This window comes from Marinobacter sp. G5_S1_61_S3 (genome assembly GCF_054968585.1).
The window spans coordinates 15091-32030 of the sequence record NZ_JBQKUK010000025.1; the positions used below are offsets into that span (position 1 = coordinate 15091).

Genomic DNA, 16940 nt, shown 5'->3' on the forward strand with positions numbered 1-16940 from the left:
CAACAATGCTGGAGTATGGCAGTGTTACCGGCCTCCCGGACAAATACCGGATCACCCTGGCGATATCGGTTGCCTTACTGCTTCATACCCTGATAATGGCCACCCTTCCCTATACGGCTCCAAGCGCGGAAAGCCATCGCCAGACGGTGAAAGTGGAACTGGTCAGTCCTGGCAGTATTCCCTTGCCGGAATCCGCCGCCAGCGCGACATCGCCGACTCGCACGACAGCTCCGGACCGCAACACGATCACAACTGAACCAACGTCCACCAGCGACCAGCGTGACCCCGTTGCTGTGGAATCGCCGCAAGTCGACACCAGTCATCCCCGGCACAAAGAACCAACTGCGCGTTCGGCGCCATCACCACAACCCCCCGTGGTGGAGCCCCAATCTCCAGCACGGACAACGCCCTCGCAGGACTCGGCCGCTACTGCCGCAGGCAACCCGGAGCAACCGGTGGAGGACACGCCGAAAAAGGTCACTCAGATAACATCGTCGCCACGAGATGTGGATCCCTATACGGCAAGCCTGGCCGTACACATTGGTAAGGAACTCGGCAAACGACCGGTTCCTTCCAGCCGCAGTGTCACCGAGCCGGTGAGCAGTCAGCTTGAGCTGAAACTACTCCCAAGCGGAGCACTTACTGGTGCCAAAGTCACCAAATCGACGGGGTTCAACGACATAGACCGAGCGATTTATCAGGCTGCCCTGCTAGCCAGTCCTTATCCAAAACCACCGGAAGAATACTCAGGAAGGAAGCAATTCCGGGTCGAACTCATTTTCGCCCCGGAACGCCTTTAAACGCGGTTAACTCAGGCTTCTGCCTGTTTCGCAGCGGCTTTGACCTGCTCGGCCAGCTCACCACTTTCCGACATTTCGAGAATAATGTCGCAGCCGCCTACCAGCTCACCATTGATATAGAGCTGCGGGTAGGTGGGCCAGCTTGAATAGACCTTGAGGCCTTCACGCAATTCCTGGTTATCAAGAATATTTACAAAGGCGAACCGCTCGCCGCATGCCATCAGCGCCTGGACGGTCTTCGCTGAGAAACCGCACTGCGGAGCCTGTGGAGTGCCTTTCATATAGAGGATAATGGCGTTTTCCTCAAGCTGGCTCTTGATGGTTTCGTTGATGTCCATGAACTCTCACCTCTCATTGGAAACGGGGTCGCCCGGTTGCGACATGCCTGACACTATTGTACACGTCCCGTGACGCTCACCAAACACCGCCTGACACCTGCATATGCCCTGGCGTTGTCTTCAGCCCCCTGACGGGCTAGACTTGAGCCCCTGCCTTTCAGGCAACCTCCGTTTCCGTATTTCCCGCCAGTGCGGCTCTCACCGCGTGCTGGCGTATTGCCGTTTCAGGACAATGACCACCGCGGGCCGGTTGTAACCACGAATAGATCCGGATTTCTTGGATAGGGTTATCGATTAATTAAGGGCCACTCCATGGCAGCAAGACATTTTCTCACACTCAATGACTTAAGCTCCGACGAGCTTGAAAGTCTGGTCGACCACGGCACTAAACTCCGCAACGATTGGCGCCAGGGCGTCGTGCGCGAAACCCTGAAGAATCGTGTCCTGGCAATGATCTTCGAGAAGTCGTCAACCCGTACGCGGGTATCCTTCGAGGCGGGCATGACCCAGCTCGGTGGCGCTGCTCTGTTCCTCTCTCCCCGTGATACCCAGCTCGGACGAGGAGAACCCATTGAAGACTCCGCCATCGTGATTTCCAGCATGGTGGACGCTGTCATGATCCGGACGTTTTCCCACGATACCGTCGACGCATTCGCGGCGGCCTCCAGAGTGCCCGTCATCAACGCTCTGACAGATGATTTCCATCCTTGCCAGCTGCTGGCCGACATGCAGACGTACCGGGAACATCGCGGCAGCATTCGTGGCGGTACGGTTGCCTGGGTTGGCGATGGCAACAACATGTGCCAGTCCTACATCAATGCAGCAACGCAGTTCGGCTTTAACCTGCGCGTTGCCTGCCCGGAGGGTTACGAACCTGACAGTGAATTGCTGAAAACCCATCAGGATCGGGTGTCTGTGGTTCATGATCCGGCTGAAGCCGCCAGAGGTGCTGATCTCCTGGTCACGGATGTCTGGGCCTCCATGGGGCAGGAAGATGAACAGAAAGCCCGTCAGAGAGTCTTCCAGAACTACCAGATCAATCCCTCGCTGATGAAATTGGCGGACAAGGACGCCCTGTTCATGCACTGCCTGCCGGCGCACCGTGGCGAGGAGATATCCGCGGACATGATGGAACACCCGCGTTCGGTGGTCTGGGAAGAAGCCGAAAACCGCTTGCACGCCCAAAAAGCGCTGCTGGAATTCCTGATCCTCAATCGACTGGACTGACCGAATGACCGATAGCCTGGCTCAGCCTGCTGACTGGCTGCTGGAAGTAAACAACCTGTCCTGCGGGTATGGCGATGGCTCAGTGGTCAGGAACGTCAACTTTGCCCTCAGTCACGGCGATATCGGCTGCCTGCTGGGCCCCAGCGGTTGCGGAAAAAGCACCATCCTCAGGGCATTGGCAGGATTTCTTCCCATCAATACCGGTGAGATTTGCCTGCAGTCCAGTTCCATCAGCCTGCCCGGTCGCACTCTCGCCCCTGAGAAGCGCCGAATCGGCATGGTGTTTCAGGACTACGCCCTGTTCCCACACCTGACAATTGCCGAAAACGTCGGCTTCGGCTTGCGCAGAGAGGATCGCGAGGAAAAACATCAGAAAGTCACCGAGTTGCTTAAGGTGGTTCATCTGCAGGATCTTGCCGACAACTACCCCCATGAACTGTCGGGTGGGCAGCAACAAAGGGTGGCGCTTGCCCGTGCCCTGGCACCGGAACCCACGTTGATACTGCTGGACGAGCCGTTCTCTAACCTCGACGCAGATCTGCGCCGCCGACTCAGCCTGGATGTGCGGGAAATCCTCAAGACACTGGGCATCAGTGCCATCCTGGTCACTCACGATCAACAGGAAGCCTTCGCCATGTGTGATCAGGTGGCGGTTCTGAAAGACGGCGGAATACAGCAATGGGACGTGCCCTACAACCTATACCACGAACCCGCCAACCGTTTTGTTGCAGGTTTCGTGGGCCAGGGAGGCTTCGTTCCAGGAAAAGCGTTGGGGCCGGACACGATTGAGTCCGAGCTGGGGGTCATCCGCGGCAACCGCGCCTACACCTGGCAACCCGGCACGCTGGTCGACGTGCTGATCCGGCCAGACGACATCGTCTACGATGCCAACTCCGAACTTAAGCCAAAAGTGGTGGAAAAGACCTTTGCCGGGACGTCGACGCTCTATCGCTTTCGCTGCTCGGAAGACACCGAGTTCGAGGCCCTGTTCCGGAGCCATCTGGACTTTCACCTGGGCGAACACGTGCCAGTCCGGGTGGAGGCAGACCATCTGATCGCCTTCGAGAGAACCTGAGAGCCCGAGCCTCAGTTATTACAAACCCGCTCCACGGAATCCAGCCAGCCGGCGTACAGGGTCTCCCGCAATGCCGGCTTCATAGCCGCCTCGAAGCGATGTTCCCGCTCCCAGAGTCGTGCTATCTCGTCCAGCCCCTGGTATACACCGGTCTGCAGCCCGGCCAGATAGGCCGCCCCCAGAGCCGTGGTCTCTGTCACGCGGGGGCGGTCCACTGGCACGTTGAGGATATCCGCCAGAAATTGCATCACCCAGTCGTTGACCACCATGCCACCATCCACCCGCAATGCCTGTAGGGACGCACCATCGTTCTGGATGGCGCGGATCAGGTCCTTGGTCTGATAGCACACGGATTGCAGGCCGGCGGTGACGATCTCGCCGATTCCGGTGTCCCGGGTAAGGCCAAGAATCGCCCCGCGGGCGTGAGGATCCCAATGTGGCGCACCCAGACCGGTAAAGGCCGGAACCAGATAAACAGGGTTTTCCGCCCCCACTTTCGAGGCGTAATCAGAGGATTCGCTGGCGTGACTGATAAGCTTCAACCCGTCCCTGAGCCATTGCATGGCGGCGCCGGCAACAAAGATGCTGCCTTCCATGGCGTAGCACGGTTTGCCATTCAAACGATAAGCCATGGTTGTCAGCAACCGGTTTTCGGAGCGTAGCGCCTTTTCGCCGGTATTCAGCATCAGGAAACAACCGGTGCCATAGGTGCTTTTCGCCATACCGGGCTCGAAACAGGCCTGCCCAATCAATGCTGCGTGCTGGTCGCCTGCGATGCCTGCGACCTGCACCGATGCCCCCAGCCACTGCCTGTCAGTGGTGCCAAAATCCGCGGCAGAATCGAGCACTTCCGGCAACAGCGCCCGGGGAACCCGGAAGAGGGTCAACAACTCGTCGTCCCATTGCTGACTATGGATATTGAACAACGCCGTGCGCGAGGCGTTGGTGGCATCGGTCTTGTGGGAGCGCCCACCAGTCAGATTCCAGAGCAGCCAGCAGTCCACAGTACCGAAGGCAAGCTCGCCAGCTTCCGCCCTCTGACGGGCACCGTCCACATGGTCGAGTATCCAGGCAATCTTGGTGGCGGAGAAATACGGGTCAATCAAGAGGCCGGTGCGTTCCACCACCCTACCTTCATGGCCATCGGATTTGAGTTTGGTGCAAACAGACGCTGTGCGTCGATCCTGCCAGACAATCGCGCGGTGAATTGGCTCTCCGGTTTTCCGATCCCAGATCACCGTGGTTTCCCGCTGATTGGTGATGCCGATACCTGCCAGGGTTGAGGCATCCAGCCCTGACGACTCGAGAACCTCCCTGCACACCGCCAATGTACTTTGCCAGATTTCGCCGGCCTCATGTTCCACCTGGCCATCTTTCGGAAAGTACTGGTGAAATTCCTGTTGCGCCGTGGCGATGGCTTGGCCGGAGGCATTGAAAATGATCGCGCGGGAACTGGTGGTCCCCTGATCGATGGCGAGCAGGTGCTGGGTCATGGGGCGTCCTTTCAGGTGCTTCAGCATTGTTCTGGTCAATGCTGCAATCTTCTCAAAGGATTGCTAAGAACGCTATGGGAAAGTCGGGCATAAAAAAAGGGCCGGAAAACCGGCCCTCAAATGACGAATGAAACAAGGAAAGTTCGTAAGAACTACAACCTCAAAAGTCATCCCTTACACATTTAGTATCGGCTCGGATTGCCCAGCCTTCAGTTGAGGTTGTGTTGCGCCTTTGTTACATCAGGTTAGGGGCTGAGAGGCGCATCACAAAACGGCTTAGAGGGTGTGCTCCACCGGCTTCTTGCGAGGCCAGACCAGACTGAAGCGGGCTCCGCCCAACTCGTCGCTGCGACTGACAAACGCCTGCCCGCCATGCCAGTAGAGGATTCTCCTGACAATGGAGAGGCCAAGGCCATAACCGCCCGAGGTTCGGGTACGGCTGTCATCGAGGCGAGCAAATGCAGTAAACACTTTTTCCCAATCCTCTTCGGGAATACCAGGGCCGTCATCCTCCACATCAATGCGGCAATTATCCTCATCAAACTGGCAGTGGACTTTCACGCGGCCGGCCGCGTAGCGTGCAGCGTTTCCTACCAGATTCTGAACCGCCCGGTGCAGATACCGAGGCTCCACATCAGACAGTGACCAACGCTCGGATTCATCGTCAATGTCTGCCTCGATGGTGTGGTCCGGGCGGACCATCTGCTGCTCGCTCACCACCTGGCGAACGATATCACTGACCGACCGCTCCTGAAGCGCAAATACGGGACCACCCTGCTCCAACCGGGCGTAGGTCAGGATTTCATCGATCAGCTCATCAAGCTCCTGGATGTCGCCGTCAATGCCATCAAGCTGCTTCTGGAGCGCCTCCGGAGAATTGGCGCTTTCGATCATCTGGACACCGAATCGAATACGGGCAACTGGTGTTCTCAGCTCATGGGAAACCGCGTGGATCATTTCCCGCTGAACCCCTACCAGCCGCTGGATATGCTCCGCCATACCGTTGAAGGCTGCGGCCAACCGGGACACAAGGCGACTGTCGCCGGCATCCACCCGCGCCCCCATCTCGCCGCGGGCTATGCGGATTGCCACCGACTCCACGGCCCGGAGGTTGCTGTCTACATCCCTTAACGCCAGATAGAGAGCCAGTGCGAGAACGCTTCCCGCCACTACAAGCAATAGCAGCATTACCGGCCATGCCCAGGGACTGAAGGGCGCAGGCATAGCCATGTCCACGAGAGTGCCATCTTCCAGACGGATCAACACCTGGGCACGATCCCGGGAGGGATGATGGTATAGCGAGATACCCCGCTCGGAGACGCGTTCGAGAACCTCGGAATCCGGGAGTGCGGCCTGATCCCGAACCGCCATCAGCTCTACCCCGAGCGTATCGGATAGCTGCGACATGGCACCTTCCCTGCCATCCGAAGACATGTCATCAAGATGCAGGCGAGCGATGAGAGCGGTTGCCTCGGCAACATCGCTGTAGATATCCCGAAATCGCAGGTCGATGATCCCACCGCTATCGTTCCGGACCATCACCTGCTGGCCGATACTGGTGTCCATCGCCACTACCTGGCCATAGGAAAGGCGCTCCATGATGACATCGGACACCGACAGGTTACCCGGCGGCGTCACCCGGAAATCGTAGAAAGACTTGAGCCAGGGATACTGTTGCTGAGGATGAGGAGTCGCGACAAGCCAACGCAACAGGGGCTCTGAAAAACGCTCCTGCCAGTACTGCTCCCTGACGGAATTCACACCCAGGAACAATGCGGCACAAAACAGGAGAATCAGAAAGGTAAGACCAATCAGCCGGGCGTAAAGCTTGAGAAAAAACTTGAGGGGCATTGCGATAACCCTGGCAATGAACGCCGGCCCCGCCGGGCCAGCGCCAGAGACTGAACAGTCAGGCTTCCTTTACGAACAGGTAGCCTTTGCTGCGTACGGTTTTAATGCGCCTCGGGTGGATGGGATCGTCGCCAATCTTGGGACGTATCCTCGAAACCCGGACATCGATCGAACGGTCCTGGCCATCGTACTCGATCCCTCTCAGGGCGGTGAAGATTTCCTCCCGACTGAGCACTCGGCCAGCGTTGCTTGCCAATAGCCAGAGCAGGTCGAATTCCGCACTGGTGAGGTCGATACTGTCGTCGTTCAACCATGCTTCGCGCATTGACCTGTCCACCACCAGGTTGTTGAACTGCAGTCTGACCGGTTCTTCACCGCTACCCTCTTCCGCAGCCACCGTACCATTCTCGGTAACCCGCCTCAGCAAGGCGCGGATTCTTGCCAGCAGCACCCTTGGCTGAACCGGCTTGCCGATGTAATCGTCGGCCCCCATTTCCAGGCCGAGCACCTGGTCCAGATCGTCCGTGCGAGCAGTAAGCATGATAATCGGGCCCGGATAGAAAGGCCGCGCGCGCCTGCAGATAGACAGTCCATCCTCACCCGGTAACATCAGGTCAAGCACGACCAGATCCGGCTGCTCCTTGCGAATGCGCTCCACCGCGTTCCCACCGTGAGTTTCGAGGGTGACAGTCAACCCGTTACTCTCCAGGTACTCCCTGGTCAGCTCTGCCAGCCTCTCATCATCTTCGACTATAAGAATCCGCCAACTTTCGTTCGTCTGTTCCACGCCATCCATCTCTGATTTTGTTTTTCCGGTTTCTGAAACGTCCGGCCAACGTCATCACCCCACATGGCCGGAACAGAGCTGCCTGTCAGAAGATCAGCTACCAACTGACAATACAGGCTACCTCCTGTAACAGCAATTATACATGCTATTCAGAAATATACATGGAACCGCCTGTTCGTTACAGCCCGTGACAAAGCTCACACCTCCACACCGATAACGGGACTTGTCACAAAGTCGTCATCCCCCGTTCATTCCGATGTCACACCGGATTCATAGCCTTGTCGAAAAGTGGAAACAAAGAGGCATTGCCATGAACGCCCAGACCGCCCGCCTGTCACGCTCGGCCCGACAGCTCAAAACCGTCATTACCCAACAGCCGGATCTCGTTGAATCCGCTCAGAAATTGCGCTATCAGGTTTTCTCGGAAGAGTATGGTTCTGACCTGGGGGCTACCGTCCCTGGCATTGATGCGGACGAGTTTGACCGATTCTGCGATCATCTGATTGTCACCGATGAGAACACCGGTGAACTGGTCGCTACAACACGAGTGCTTCACCACAGCCAGGCCATGGAAGCCGGAGGCTTCTATTCCGAGGGTGAGTTCGAACTCTCTTCCCTTTACCAACTCCCCGGGACTGTCGCCGAGCTTGGGAGAACCTGCGTGCACCCGGACTATCGCAATGGTGCGACCATCAGCCTGTTGTGGGCATCCGTTGCGGAATACCTGGTATCGCGAAACGTGGATTACCTGATTGGCTGCGCCAGTATCGGTATGTCAGATGGCGGCCTGAAAGCCTGGCGCATAGCCCGATACCTGCAGCGGGAATTCCTGGCCGGCGAGGAGTACCGGGTAACCCCGTTACGGGCACTGCCGCACCTGACTCACACTGTCAGCGAGGATCGCCCGGTGGACGTTCCCGCGCTGATCAAGGCCTACATGCGCCTCGGCGCCCGCGTCTGCGGCGAGCCCTGCTGGGACCCGGACTTCCGTTGCGCAGACCTGTTGGTGGTGCTGGACGTCACCAACCTGGCCAGTCGCTACAGCCGCCATTTCATGCGTAAACAGGCCCAGTAGACAACCGGGACTACCCTGGCAACCCGAGGATTGGTTATGGAACTGATACGCCTGACCGCAAGACTGGTACTCTTTACCGGCTTCATGGGCCTGACGGCAACGCTTGCCGGCACCCTGTTACTGGTTGAGACCCTGTTCCGCTGCCAAATCGACCGCGCGCCCTTCGCCCGCATCTGCTTTAACGGAGCCAGTCGCTGTCTTGGCTTTCGCATGTCCACGCAGGGCACCTTCAGCAACAGGCCCGTGCTCTATGTCAGCAACCACATCTCCTGGTCGGACATTCCTGTACTTGGCGGACAGGTGCCCCTGCGCTTCCTGTCCAAAGCGGAAGTAGGCCGCTGGCCGGTGATCGGTTGGCTGGCCACGCAGGCGGGCACGCTGTTCATTCAGCGCGGCAGTGGCAAAGCCGGCCAGGCCCGCGACGAAATTGCCCGCACCCTTCTGAACGGGCAGTCGGTGCTGGTGTTTCCCGAAGGCACCACCACAGCCGGAGTGACCGTCCTGCCCTTCCATAGCCGGCTGCTTCACGCCGCGGCGGATGCAGGCGTGGACATACAACCTCTGAGCATCGGTTATTTGAGAAACGGCCATCCCGACCATTTGGCGCCGTTCATTGGCGACGATGAGTTTCAGCATCATTTAATGCGCATGCTGCGCCAGCCGGCGGTCGAGGTCGGCGTTATCGCCCATCCGGTGGTGACTATCGACGACAGCACGGACCTGACAGATGTAACGCGGGATTTGCGGCAGACAGTACACGATGGGTTGCGGCAGATTCAGGCGGGACGCCTTTCAGACCAGGCATCAGACGGGCCGACAGCGGTTGCCGGCCCGGAGCTGTAATTCAGCTCAGCGGATGGCCGGCGTTGATTTCCTCTTCCGTGGCTTCACGCTTACCGATGATCTCCAGATCAAAGTACAGGGTAAAACCCGCCAGAGGATGGTTGGCATCCACCCGCACCAGATTGCCATCAATGCTTACCACCTGTACCACCTGGGCCGTGTCGCCGGTATTGGTTTGAAACTTCATCCCTACCTGCAGGTTCTCCACGTTCTCGAACATGGAACGGGGTACTTTGCGGATCAGCTCCGGATTATGTTCTCCATACGCCATGGCCGGAGGTACGGTCACTTCCAGGCAATCACCGACATTACGGTCTTTCACCGCTTTCTGGATGCCTTCGATGATTTCCGGGCTGCCTTCCAGGAAATGAAGCGGCTCGCTGCCCTCGGAGGTGTCAACCAGCTCACCGAGCTTGTTCTTGAGGACATAGTGGACGGTTAATACAGCAGGTTTTTGCATCAGGCGTTTGTGTTTCCTGTATTCGGGGGTGTATCAGTCAGGTTCAGGCCATGGATAACCAGGCGCCGGTCCAGTCTCGCCTTCAGGCTCCGGGGTTTATCCAGGCTCATGCGCTCCAGCAACGGCTGGTAGCGATTGTCGTCGTCGTTTGCCTTAACGGCGCGCCACAAAGTCAACAGTTTACCACGACGAGTCGCCGTTGCGGCCTTCAGAGTTTGTAAAGCCTTGCCCAGCCGGAGTTCTTCATCGGTAAAGTCCCGCCCGAACGGGAATGCTGGAAACATATCCGTGTCTCCGGCGATCTTTACAGCCTCTCCAACCGCCTCCGGCGTGTTATTGCACCAGTGCTCAGGCAGACGAAACGAAGCATCCACTTTTCCCGCTTTCTGGGCCTGCTTCAGCAAATCGGCCTGGAAACGGGAATCTGCAATGCGGATCAGTTGCAGGTATACCTGCTCGTCGGACTGGCCCCTCAGATCCGCAATACCGTACTCAGTGATGACTATGTCGCGAAGATGACGGGGAATGGTGCAATGCCCGTAACTGAAGACAATGTTGGACAGTGTTTCCTCACCGGACTTACGGGTGCTGCGCAGGGTCAGGATAGACCGCGCGCCCGGCAGCTCGTGGGCCATGGCGACAAAATTGTACTGGCCGCCAACACCGCTAACCACACGGCCGTCTTCCAGCCCGTCGGACACGGCCGCACCGCTTAGCGTATGCATCATCGCCGAGTTGATAAACCGGCCATGCACCCTCTGTGCAGCTTTCAGACGCTGGTTGCCGAACGCGTGGTCATACAAGTGGTTGATGTAGTTGACGCTGGTCATGCAGATGCGTTGGCGGTCGCGCGGCGCCAGGTCCCGCAACCGCTGATAGAAGGCTTCGGGGCCGACGAAGAAGCCACCATGCACCACAATCCCTCCGGTCAGTGACTTTCCCAGGGCCAACGACTCAATGGCGCTTCTCGCCTCCTCACTGTCGAGATCCGGATCCAGGGATTGCTCGCCCACACGCAACCGCCCGCCTTTGAACTCGACCTCCGGATTCAGGATGCCGTAACGACACAGCCACTGCACGTCCCTGGCCCGTAACGGCGAGTCGATCAACTGTTCCCGCCGCAGGACATCAAGGGTGTCGAGAGAAACACTGTGGGTAAGTTCGCCCCGGTTTATCAATGTTTGCAGTCCGGCATGATCAAACACCTCGCGGGTCAGGACACCCGCCTCCATGAGGTAAATAAAACCATCCACCATCATTTCACTGCAGCCGTAGAGTCCCTCCTCGAAGACATCCGTGCCACCGTACTCGGAAACCACCGGGAAGCGGTCTGCCACCTTCAGGTGATCAAACACCTGCTTCCAATGCTCGTTGTGACGATGCCGCAGAATCGCGCTGTGAACCAACGCCGCGCCCAGCGAGCCAATCCCCACCTGCAGGGTCCCTCCATCCCGGAGCAACGCACTGGCGTAGAACCCGATAAGGTGATCCTCCGGGCTGACCGACATTTGCGGTGCCGAAAACAGGGGGTAGTCGGAGACGGCATGCTCCAGGACGATATCAAACTGGCCCGTCTCGACGGCGGCGTCATTGCCGAGAAAGGGCAAATGGCTGTTGGTCTCTGCCACCAACGCCACGGGGGTTCCGGCCGCTTCCCGCGCCCGTAACAGGGGCAGCAGGTCCAGACTCAGATCCGGGTTGCAGCTCAGGCTAACGTAGCCTTCCTGATCCGGCTCGGTCGCCGGAGCCACCATCTGGCCGACGACATTGACACCGAGCGCCATAAGGTCGCGCACTGCATGGGTGTAGTTGGTGCAGACATAGTTGCGCTGTTGGTCCTTGTTATTCAGGAAGGACCCGGCCTTGAAGAAAAACTCGGATACCCGCACGTTCTCGGGCAAACGCTGACCAATCACGTCCCGTGCGTAATCAAGTTCCGGAATCCGCCCGTACAGGCGCTCGGCGAACGGGCCCATGAAACGCTTTTCCAGCGATGAACTGCCACCGGGCGCGGTCAGGGATAGCGCCGTGACAATGTGAAGCTCTATGGACGGATCGTCCTTGGCACGCTGGTAGAGAGCATTGGCAAAACGTATGGGTTTACCAAGCCCCAGTGGCAGGCCGAGTGTGATGCGCTTACCCACCCGGCGAATCAGCTCGTCTACACAGGCGCTGCTGTCTGCGAGCGTTACCGGTTGTTCCTCCACCATCGCGGCCATAGTGTTACTCCCTTAGTTGCCGTCAGAATGCTTACCGATATGGATAATCACATGTGCCATTGCGACAGGCAATGCACTGAGACAGATAAGCGGTGGCGAGGATTCGTGGGAGGTCAGTCAGGGTTCAGAAGGAGAAAACGTCGGCGGGAGTTCAGAAATTCCAGCGAAGGTTGAGGCAGGCGCCCTCTTCAAGCAATGCAATACCGTGGTCCGGCTTGGCACGATCAGACGCGTAGGACTTCTTTCCAGAATCTGAGCCGCTGAGACTGAGGCTCAGCAGGCGAGAACCAATGGTCGCATACATGTCGGATTCTTCACGCTCGAAGTCACCCGACATCTCTTCCTGAAGCTGATACACGTTCTCGGCCGGAACTTCGTCTGCAAACACACGTTCGCTCGCTTCGGCGCGAACGACGAAGGCGATCATGTTGAGTGCAAGTAGTGCGACGAAGATACGGATAATCATAATAATTCTGGCGACCTGTAATCGAAGCGGAATTCTACTGTCATGTAATGCTTAAGTCTAATGATTAAAGGTCAGAAAGATGTGATTTTGCACACAAAAGCGCCGCTTTTTTGTCACGGGATCACCGCATTTTTGTCAAGAAAACAGCAATCTTTGTTGCAAACTGTAAGCACCCCACTCTGCCGCCTGTAACGGTCAGAGTGGCTGCTTCACGATGGGAGTTGTTAAAAAACCGTAACGCTTGCAGGATTAAGGGCAGGGGTAGGTGTACACCTGGTTAAGGTTCTCTATCTCCCCAAGCACCTCTTCGCTCAGGGACACCGACGCTGACCCCAGGTTTTCACGAAGCTGCTCAAGCGTCGTGGCCCCAATAATGTTGCTGGTAACGAAATCACGGCTGGTCACGTACGCCAGCGCCATCTGTACCGGTGACAGCCCGTGGCTGGCCGCCAGGTCTACGTAGGCTCGGGTCGCCTCGGCACCACGACCGCTGGTGTAACGGGTGAAGCGCTCAAACAAGGTCATCCTGGCGCCTTCCGGGCGCTTGCCATCAAGATACTTGCCAGAGAGCATGCCGAAGGCCAGCGGGGAGTACGCGAGCAGACCAACCTGTTCACGGCAGGCAATTTCCGCCATTCCCACCTCAAACGTGCGGTTGAGCAGGTTATAGGGGTTCTGGACGCTGACCACCCTGGGCCAGTCATGCTCCCGGGCCAGCCTGAGGTATTCGTTCGTTCCCCATGGGGTTTCGTTGGAGATTCCTACGTGGCGGACTTTGCCTTCCTTGACCAGCTCCGCCAGTGTGCCCAGTGTCTCTTCAATGGGGGTCGCCTGCTCGTCCACACTGTGCCGGTACCCCAGCTTGCCAAAGAAATTGGCGTTACGATCCGGCCAGTGCACCTGATAGAGGTCGATATAATCGGTCTTGAGCCGGCGCAGGCTGTCTTCACAGGCCTGACGAATATGGTCCCGGGTCAGGCGCGGGCCATCCCGGAGGTAACCCAGTCCATTACCCGGCCCCGCCACTTTGGAAGCAATCACCAGATCGTCGCGACGGCCCCGCTTCGCCAGCCAGTTGCCCAGATAGCTTTCCGTGAGGCCCTGGGTTTCAGCCCGCGGGGGCACCGGGTACATCTCCGCGGCATCGATGAAATTAATGCCCTCGGAGGTGGCCAGGTCCAGCTGCTCAAACGCTTGCTGTTCGGTATTTTGCTCGCCCCAGGTCATGGTGCCCAGGCAAATCTCGCTTACATCAATGTCGGTCCTGCCGAGCTTGCGGGTTTTCATGCGTACTCCCGAATCTGATTGGTGAAAAAGGTAAAGGGATTGTCACGGGATTGTCCCGGAACTGTCATGCCAGGTTTCCATAGTGGAGGCATGAAAGAGGAAACCACAGGTAACACCGCGATGAGAGTCACCCAGGCTTCAGGGCGCAAGCACCACATTACCATTGTTTCGGAGACCTTTCCTCCGGAAATCAATGGCGTGGCGAACACCCTCAGGCACCTATGCCTGGGCCTGATGCAACGTGGCCACAAGGTAACGGTCATCCGTCCACGCCAGCGCCATGAATCGAAAGGACGATTCGAAGGTGCCGGGGAATGCCTGTTTTCCGACGAGCAAGTTGTGACCGGCCTGCCGCTACCGGGTTACAGTGATCTGAGGTTCGGAATGACCCGGCCGGGCTTCCTGGCCTCACTCTGGAAGCATCAACGCCCGGATGCCATTTACGTTGCCACTCAAGGCCCCCTCGGCGTAGCGGCCGTTGCGGCCGCCAGACGGGCCGGCATCCCGGTCAGTTCCGGCTTTCACACCAACTTCCATGCCTACAGTCGCTACTACGGTGCCGGGTTCCTGGAAAAACTGTTGTGCAGCTACGGCCGTTGGTTTCATAACAGGACGGCCATAACACTGGTCCCCACCCGGAAAATCGCACAAACCACCCATGACATGGGCATTCAACCGACATCGGTCTGGAGTCGCGGCGTTGACTGCACCCGTTTTTCGCCCCACAAACGGGACACGGTGCTCCGGCAACAATGGGGGCTGCAAGCCAACGACCGCGCGGTACTCTATGTTGGTCGCCTCGCTCCGGAAAAAAACCTTCAGATGGCGGTGTCATGCTTTGAGCGTATCCGCGGGCTGCACCCCTGCGCGAAATTCATACTCGTAGGTGATGGGCCGATGCGCAAGCGCCTTGCCGAACGCCATCCGGATTACATTTTTGCAGGAACCCGCCGTGGCGAAGATCTGGCCCGGCACTATGCCTCCGGTGACATCTTCCTGTTCCCCAGCAAAACCGACACCTTCGGCAACGTGGTTACTGAAGCCATGGCCAGCGGCCTGGCGGTGGTTGCTTTTGACGATGCCGCCGCCAGCGAACATATCCGCCATGAAGATAACGGCATGAAGGCTCAGCTCAGCAACGACGAAGGTTTTGTCGACCATGCCCTGCGCCTGGCCGACCAGCCAACCCTGATGAACAGGGTACGGGCACAGGCACGCCTGGACGCACTGGACCTGAATTGGGCCGCACAGGTTGAGCAGTTCGAACACCTGATACTGAACCAGCCACTGAGGAACAGCTACAATGCCCTCCACAAGCAAGGCATCTCGCTTCTTTAACGTGGTGGATCAGAGGGAATTTGCCCTCTGCCAGTCCATCAATCGCTCTCTGCGGTTTCGCCCGGTGCAGGGGTACTTCAAGGTTGTCAGCCGGCTGGGTGATGGTTGGCTATGGTATCTGGTCATCCTGTCGATGCCAGTGCTTATGCCTCAGGCCGGGCTCGCCATCGCGCTGCTGATGGTGGCTACCGGCCTGACCTGCACCATTACCTACAAGCTGCTGAAGCGCTGGCTGATCCGCGAGCGCCCGTTTATATCGTTTCCGTCGATAAACTGCGGCACACCGCCCCTGGACCGTTACAGCTTTCCGTCCGGCCACACCCTACATGCCGTCTGCTTCAATACGGTGCTGGCCATGACAGCGCCTGAGGTGGCCTGGCTGTTGTTGCCGTTCACCCTGAGTGTTGCCGCCTCCCGGGTCGTGCTCGGCCTTCATTACCCCAGCGATGTAGCAGCAGGCGCCTTGATCGGCGGTTGCCTGGGCCTGGCTTCGGTTAACGGCCTGTACGACCGGTTTATTCAAATAGCCGCAGTTGCATAACCGGCGACTCATCACTGCGAAAGCGCACGCCCAGCCCCAACAGGCGCACCGGGCGGCCCGTATCAGTCACCAGTTCATCCAGCAGCGGCTGATAGTCTTCCAGCTCGGGCTCCTGAATCCGGTCGCGCACACGCTCCAGGGTATGGGTGGAAAAGTCGCTGTAACGAATCTTGATAAACAGCTTGTGAATGGGTTTTCGGCCGGCCTTGCGGCTGAGCCGGAGGTTCAGATCGGCCACCAGCGAGGCCATCACCGACTCGCAGGCGCGCTTGTCCGGCAGGTCCTGGGAAAAGGTCCGTTCCACGCTGACGGACTTGGCAATGCGCGACACCACCACATCCCGGTCATCACGGCCGAACGCCATTTCCCGCAGCCGGTGCCCCTGCTTGCCAAACTTCTCCGGCAGGGCTTCAGCGGGTAGCGCCTGAATGTCGCCACAGGTGGCAACGCCCATCGTGTGAAGTTTGCCAGCGGTCACTTGCCCCACGCCAAAAAGCTTTTCGACCTTCAGGTCCTGAACGAAACCCTTGACGTCCTCAGGGCGGATCACGAACAGGCCGTCAGGTTTTTTCCAGTCACTGGCAATCTTCGCCAGGAACTTGTTGGGGGCCACACCGGCGGAAATAGTGATACCCACCTCATCTTTCACTCGCTTTCGCAAGTACTGCGCCATCAGCGTGGCACTGCCCTTATGCTCGGTTACCTCGCTGACATCCAGGAAGGCTTCGTCCAGCGACAGCGGCTCCACCAGATCGGTCAACTCCCTCAGGATGGCCATCACCTGTTTCGACACCGCCCGGTAGCGGGCCATGTCCGGCGGCACGGTCACCAGGCCGGGGCACAAGCGCCGGGCTTCGCCGCCAGGCATGGCGGACCGCACGCCAAAAGCCCTCGCTTTATAGTTGCAGGTGGTAACCACTCCGCGGCCACCTTCGCCACCCACGGCCAGCGGAACTTCCCTTAATGAGGGATCGTCCCGCATTTCCACGGCGGCGTAGAAGCAGTCGCAATCTACATGGATAATCTTGCGCTGGGCCATGACTCTTCAATCAAGTAAATTATCTGTACATATGTACAGCCTTGTATCTTACGGTAACATGCTGAGAATGTCAGGAGCTCCGAGTAGCAACTCCCAACGAC

General features: G+C 58.2%; 16 protein-coding genes. 7 read left to right on the plus strand and 9 right to left on the minus strand.

The window, feature by feature from the left end:
- Positions 1-5 precede the first annotated feature (5 nt).
- On the plus strand, positions 6-800 hold the full coding sequence (locus tag ACTRWH_RS19375; protein ID WP_085681494.1) for an energy transducer TonB family protein: 795 nt from the start codon (positions 6-8) through the stop codon (positions 798-800).
- A gap of 11 nt (positions 801-811) precedes the next feature.
- Here ACTRWH_RS19375 and grxD read toward each other — a convergent pair whose 3' ends face one another.
- Complete coding sequence (grxD, locus tag ACTRWH_RS19380) at positions 812-1138, minus strand: Grx4 family monothiol glutaredoxin (RefSeq protein WP_036204127.1); 327 nt, start codon at positions 1136-1138, stop codon at positions 812-814.
- Between the two features lie 312 nt (positions 1139-1450).
- Here grxD and argF point away from each other — a divergent pair, with 312 nt between their 5' ends.
- Positions 1451-2365: an ornithine carbamoyltransferase gene (argF, locus tag ACTRWH_RS19385; RefSeq protein ID WP_085681495.1), complete on the plus strand. Its 915-nt coding sequence runs from the start codon at positions 1451-1453 to the stop codon at positions 2363-2365.
- 4 nt (positions 2366-2369) lie between these two features.
- Positions 2370-3440, plus strand: coding sequence for an ABC transporter ATP-binding protein (locus ACTRWH_RS19390; RefSeq protein WP_036204120.1), 1071 nt, complete (start codon positions 2370-2372; stop codon positions 3438-3440).
- 11 nt (positions 3441-3451) lie between these two features.
- Here the strand turns inward: ACTRWH_RS19390 and glpK are convergent, their stop codons facing one another.
- From glpK to ACTRWH_RS19405, 3 genes are all read right to left on the minus strand, one after another.
- Positions 3452-4933, minus strand: coding sequence for a glycerol kinase GlpK (gene glpK / locus ACTRWH_RS19395; protein WP_085681496.1), 1482 nt, complete (start codon positions 4931-4933; stop codon positions 3452-3454).
- Positions 4934-5209: 276 nt separating this feature from the next.
- Positions 5210-6784: an ATP-binding protein gene (locus ACTRWH_RS19400; protein WP_036204115.1), complete on the minus strand. Its 1575-nt coding sequence runs from the start codon at positions 6782-6784 to the stop codon at positions 5210-5212.
- 58 nt (positions 6785-6842) lie between these two features.
- Positions 6843-7580 carry a response regulator gene (locus ACTRWH_RS19405; RefSeq protein ID WP_199448215.1) on the minus strand — a complete coding sequence of 246 codons (738 nt, stop codon included), beginning with the start codon at positions 7578-7580 and terminating at the stop codon, positions 6843-6845.
- Between the two features lie 301 nt (positions 7581-7881).
- Here ACTRWH_RS19405 and ACTRWH_RS19410 point away from each other — a divergent pair, with 301 nt between their 5' ends.
- Both ACTRWH_RS19410 and ACTRWH_RS19415 read left to right on the plus strand, forming a co-directional pair.
- On the plus strand, positions 7882-8646 hold the full coding sequence (locus ACTRWH_RS19410) for a GNAT family N-acetyltransferase (protein ID WP_305937028.1): 765 nt from the start codon (positions 7882-7884) through the stop codon (positions 8644-8646).
- A 36-nt stretch (positions 8647-8682) separates the two neighbouring features.
- Positions 8683-9489 carry a lysophospholipid acyltransferase family protein gene (locus tag ACTRWH_RS19415; RefSeq protein ID WP_075195991.1) on the plus strand — a complete coding sequence of 269 codons (807 nt, stop codon included), beginning with the start codon at positions 8683-8685 and terminating at the stop codon, positions 9487-9489.
- A 1-nt stretch (position 9490) separates the two neighbouring features.
- Here ACTRWH_RS19415 and ACTRWH_RS19420 read toward each other — a convergent pair whose 3' ends face one another.
- The 4 genes from ACTRWH_RS19420 to ACTRWH_RS19435 form a co-directional block, all read right to left on the minus strand.
- Complete coding sequence (locus ACTRWH_RS19420; RefSeq protein WP_041333500.1) at positions 9491-9949, minus strand: FKBP-type peptidyl-prolyl cis-trans isomerase; 459 nt, start codon at positions 9947-9949, stop codon at positions 9491-9493.
- Positions 9949-12159: an acetyl-CoA hydrolase/transferase C-terminal domain-containing protein gene (locus ACTRWH_RS19425; RefSeq protein ID WP_085682047.1), complete on the minus strand. Its 2211-nt coding sequence runs from the start codon at positions 12157-12159 to the stop codon at positions 9949-9951. Before ACTRWH_RS19425 ends, ACTRWH_RS19420 begins: the two co-directional genes overlap by 1 nt.
- Positions 12160-12319: 160 nt before the next feature.
- Positions 12320-12634 carry a hypothetical protein gene (locus ACTRWH_RS19430; protein WP_041333497.1) on the minus strand — a complete coding sequence of 105 codons (315 nt, stop codon included), beginning with the start codon at positions 12632-12634 and terminating at the stop codon, positions 12320-12322.
- Between the two features lie 249 nt (positions 12635-12883).
- The gene (locus ACTRWH_RS19435; protein WP_036204104.1) at positions 12884-13921 is read right to left on the minus strand and encodes an NADP(H)-dependent aldo-keto reductase; all 1038 of its coding nucleotides are present in this window, start codon (positions 13919-13921) and stop codon (positions 12884-12886) included.
- A 90-nt stretch (positions 13922-14011) separates the two neighbouring features.
- Here ACTRWH_RS19435 and ACTRWH_RS19440 point away from each other — a divergent pair, with 90 nt between their 5' ends.
- Together ACTRWH_RS19440 and ACTRWH_RS19445 are read left to right on the plus strand one after the other, a co-directional pair.
- Positions 14012-15259: a glycosyltransferase family 4 protein gene (locus ACTRWH_RS19440; protein WP_085681499.1), complete on the plus strand. Its 1248-nt coding sequence runs from the start codon at positions 14012-14014 to the stop codon at positions 15257-15259.
- Positions 15225-15800, plus strand: a complete 576-nt coding sequence (locus tag ACTRWH_RS19445; RefSeq protein WP_036204101.1) for a phosphatase PAP2 family protein — start codon at positions 15225-15227, stop codon at positions 15798-15800. Before ACTRWH_RS19440 ends, ACTRWH_RS19445 begins: the two co-directional genes overlap by 35 nt.
- Here the strand turns inward: ACTRWH_RS19445 and dinB are convergent.
- A complete protein-coding gene (gene dinB, locus ACTRWH_RS19450) occupies positions 15775-16839 on the minus strand; it encodes a DNA polymerase IV (protein ID WP_085681500.1) in 1065 nt (354 codons plus the stop codon). The two genes, ACTRWH_RS19445 and dinB, sit on opposite strands and share 26 nt — an antisense overlap.
- Positions 16840-16940: the final 101 nt, after the last annotated feature.

Bases quoted from the DNA above. Each gene is read 5' to 3' on its own strand.
- argF (WP_085681495.1), top strand. From the start codon at position 1,451: ATGGCAGCAAGACATTTTCTCACACTCAATGACTTAAGCTCCGACGAG.
- ACTRWH_RS19390 (WP_036204120.1), top strand. From the start codon at position 2,370: ATGACCGATAGCCTGGCTCAGCCTGCTGACTGGCTGCTGGAAGTAAAC.
- ACTRWH_RS19405 (WP_199448215.1), bottom strand. From the start codon at position 7,580: ATGGATGGCGTGGAACAGACGAACGAAAGTTGGCGGATTCTTATAGTC.
- grxD (WP_036204127.1), bottom strand. From the start codon at position 1,138: ATGGACATCAACGAAACCATCAAGAGCCAGCTTGAGGAAAACGCCATT.
- ACTRWH_RS19445 (WP_036204101.1), top strand. From the start codon at position 15,225: ATGCCCTCCACAAGCAAGGCATCTCGCTTCTTTAACGTGGTGGATCAG.
- ACTRWH_RS19410 (WP_305937028.1), top strand. From the start codon at position 7,882: ATGAACGCCCAGACCGCCCGCCTGTCACGCTCGGCCCGACAGCTCAAA.
- ACTRWH_RS19430 (WP_041333497.1), bottom strand. From the start codon at position 12,634: ATGATTATCCGTATCTTCGTCGCACTACTTGCACTCAACATGATCGCC.
- glpK (WP_085681496.1), bottom strand. From the start codon at position 4,933: ATGACCCAGCACCTGCTCGCCATCGATCAGGGGACCACCAGTTCCCGC.
- ACTRWH_RS19400 (WP_036204115.1), bottom strand. From the start codon at position 6,784: ATGCCCCTCAAGTTTTTTCTCAAGCTTTACGCCCGGCTGATTGGTCTT.
- ACTRWH_RS19435 (WP_036204104.1), bottom strand. From the start codon at position 13,921: ATGAAAACCCGCAAGCTCGGCAGGACCGACATTGATGTAAGCGAGATT.
- ACTRWH_RS19415 (WP_075195991.1), top strand. From the start codon at position 8,683: ATGGAACTGATACGCCTGACCGCAAGACTGGTACTCTTTACCGGCTTC.
- dinB (WP_085681500.1), bottom strand. From the start codon at position 16,839: ATGGCCCAGCGCAAGATTATCCATGTAGATTGCGACTGCTTCTACGCC.
- ACTRWH_RS19420 (WP_041333500.1), bottom strand. From the start codon at position 9,949: ATGCAAAAACCTGCTGTATTAACCGTCCACTATGTCCTCAAGAACAAG.
- ACTRWH_RS19375 (WP_085681494.1), top strand. From the start codon at position 6: ATGCTGGAGTATGGCAGTGTTACCGGCCTCCCGGACAAATACCGGATC.
- ACTRWH_RS19425 (WP_085682047.1), bottom strand. From the start codon at position 12,159: ATGGTGGAGGAACAACCGGTAACGCTCGCAGACAGCAGCGCCTGTGTA.
- ACTRWH_RS19440 (WP_085681499.1), top strand. From the start codon at position 14,012: ATGAAAGAGGAAACCACAGGTAACACCGCGATGAGAGTCACCCAGGCT.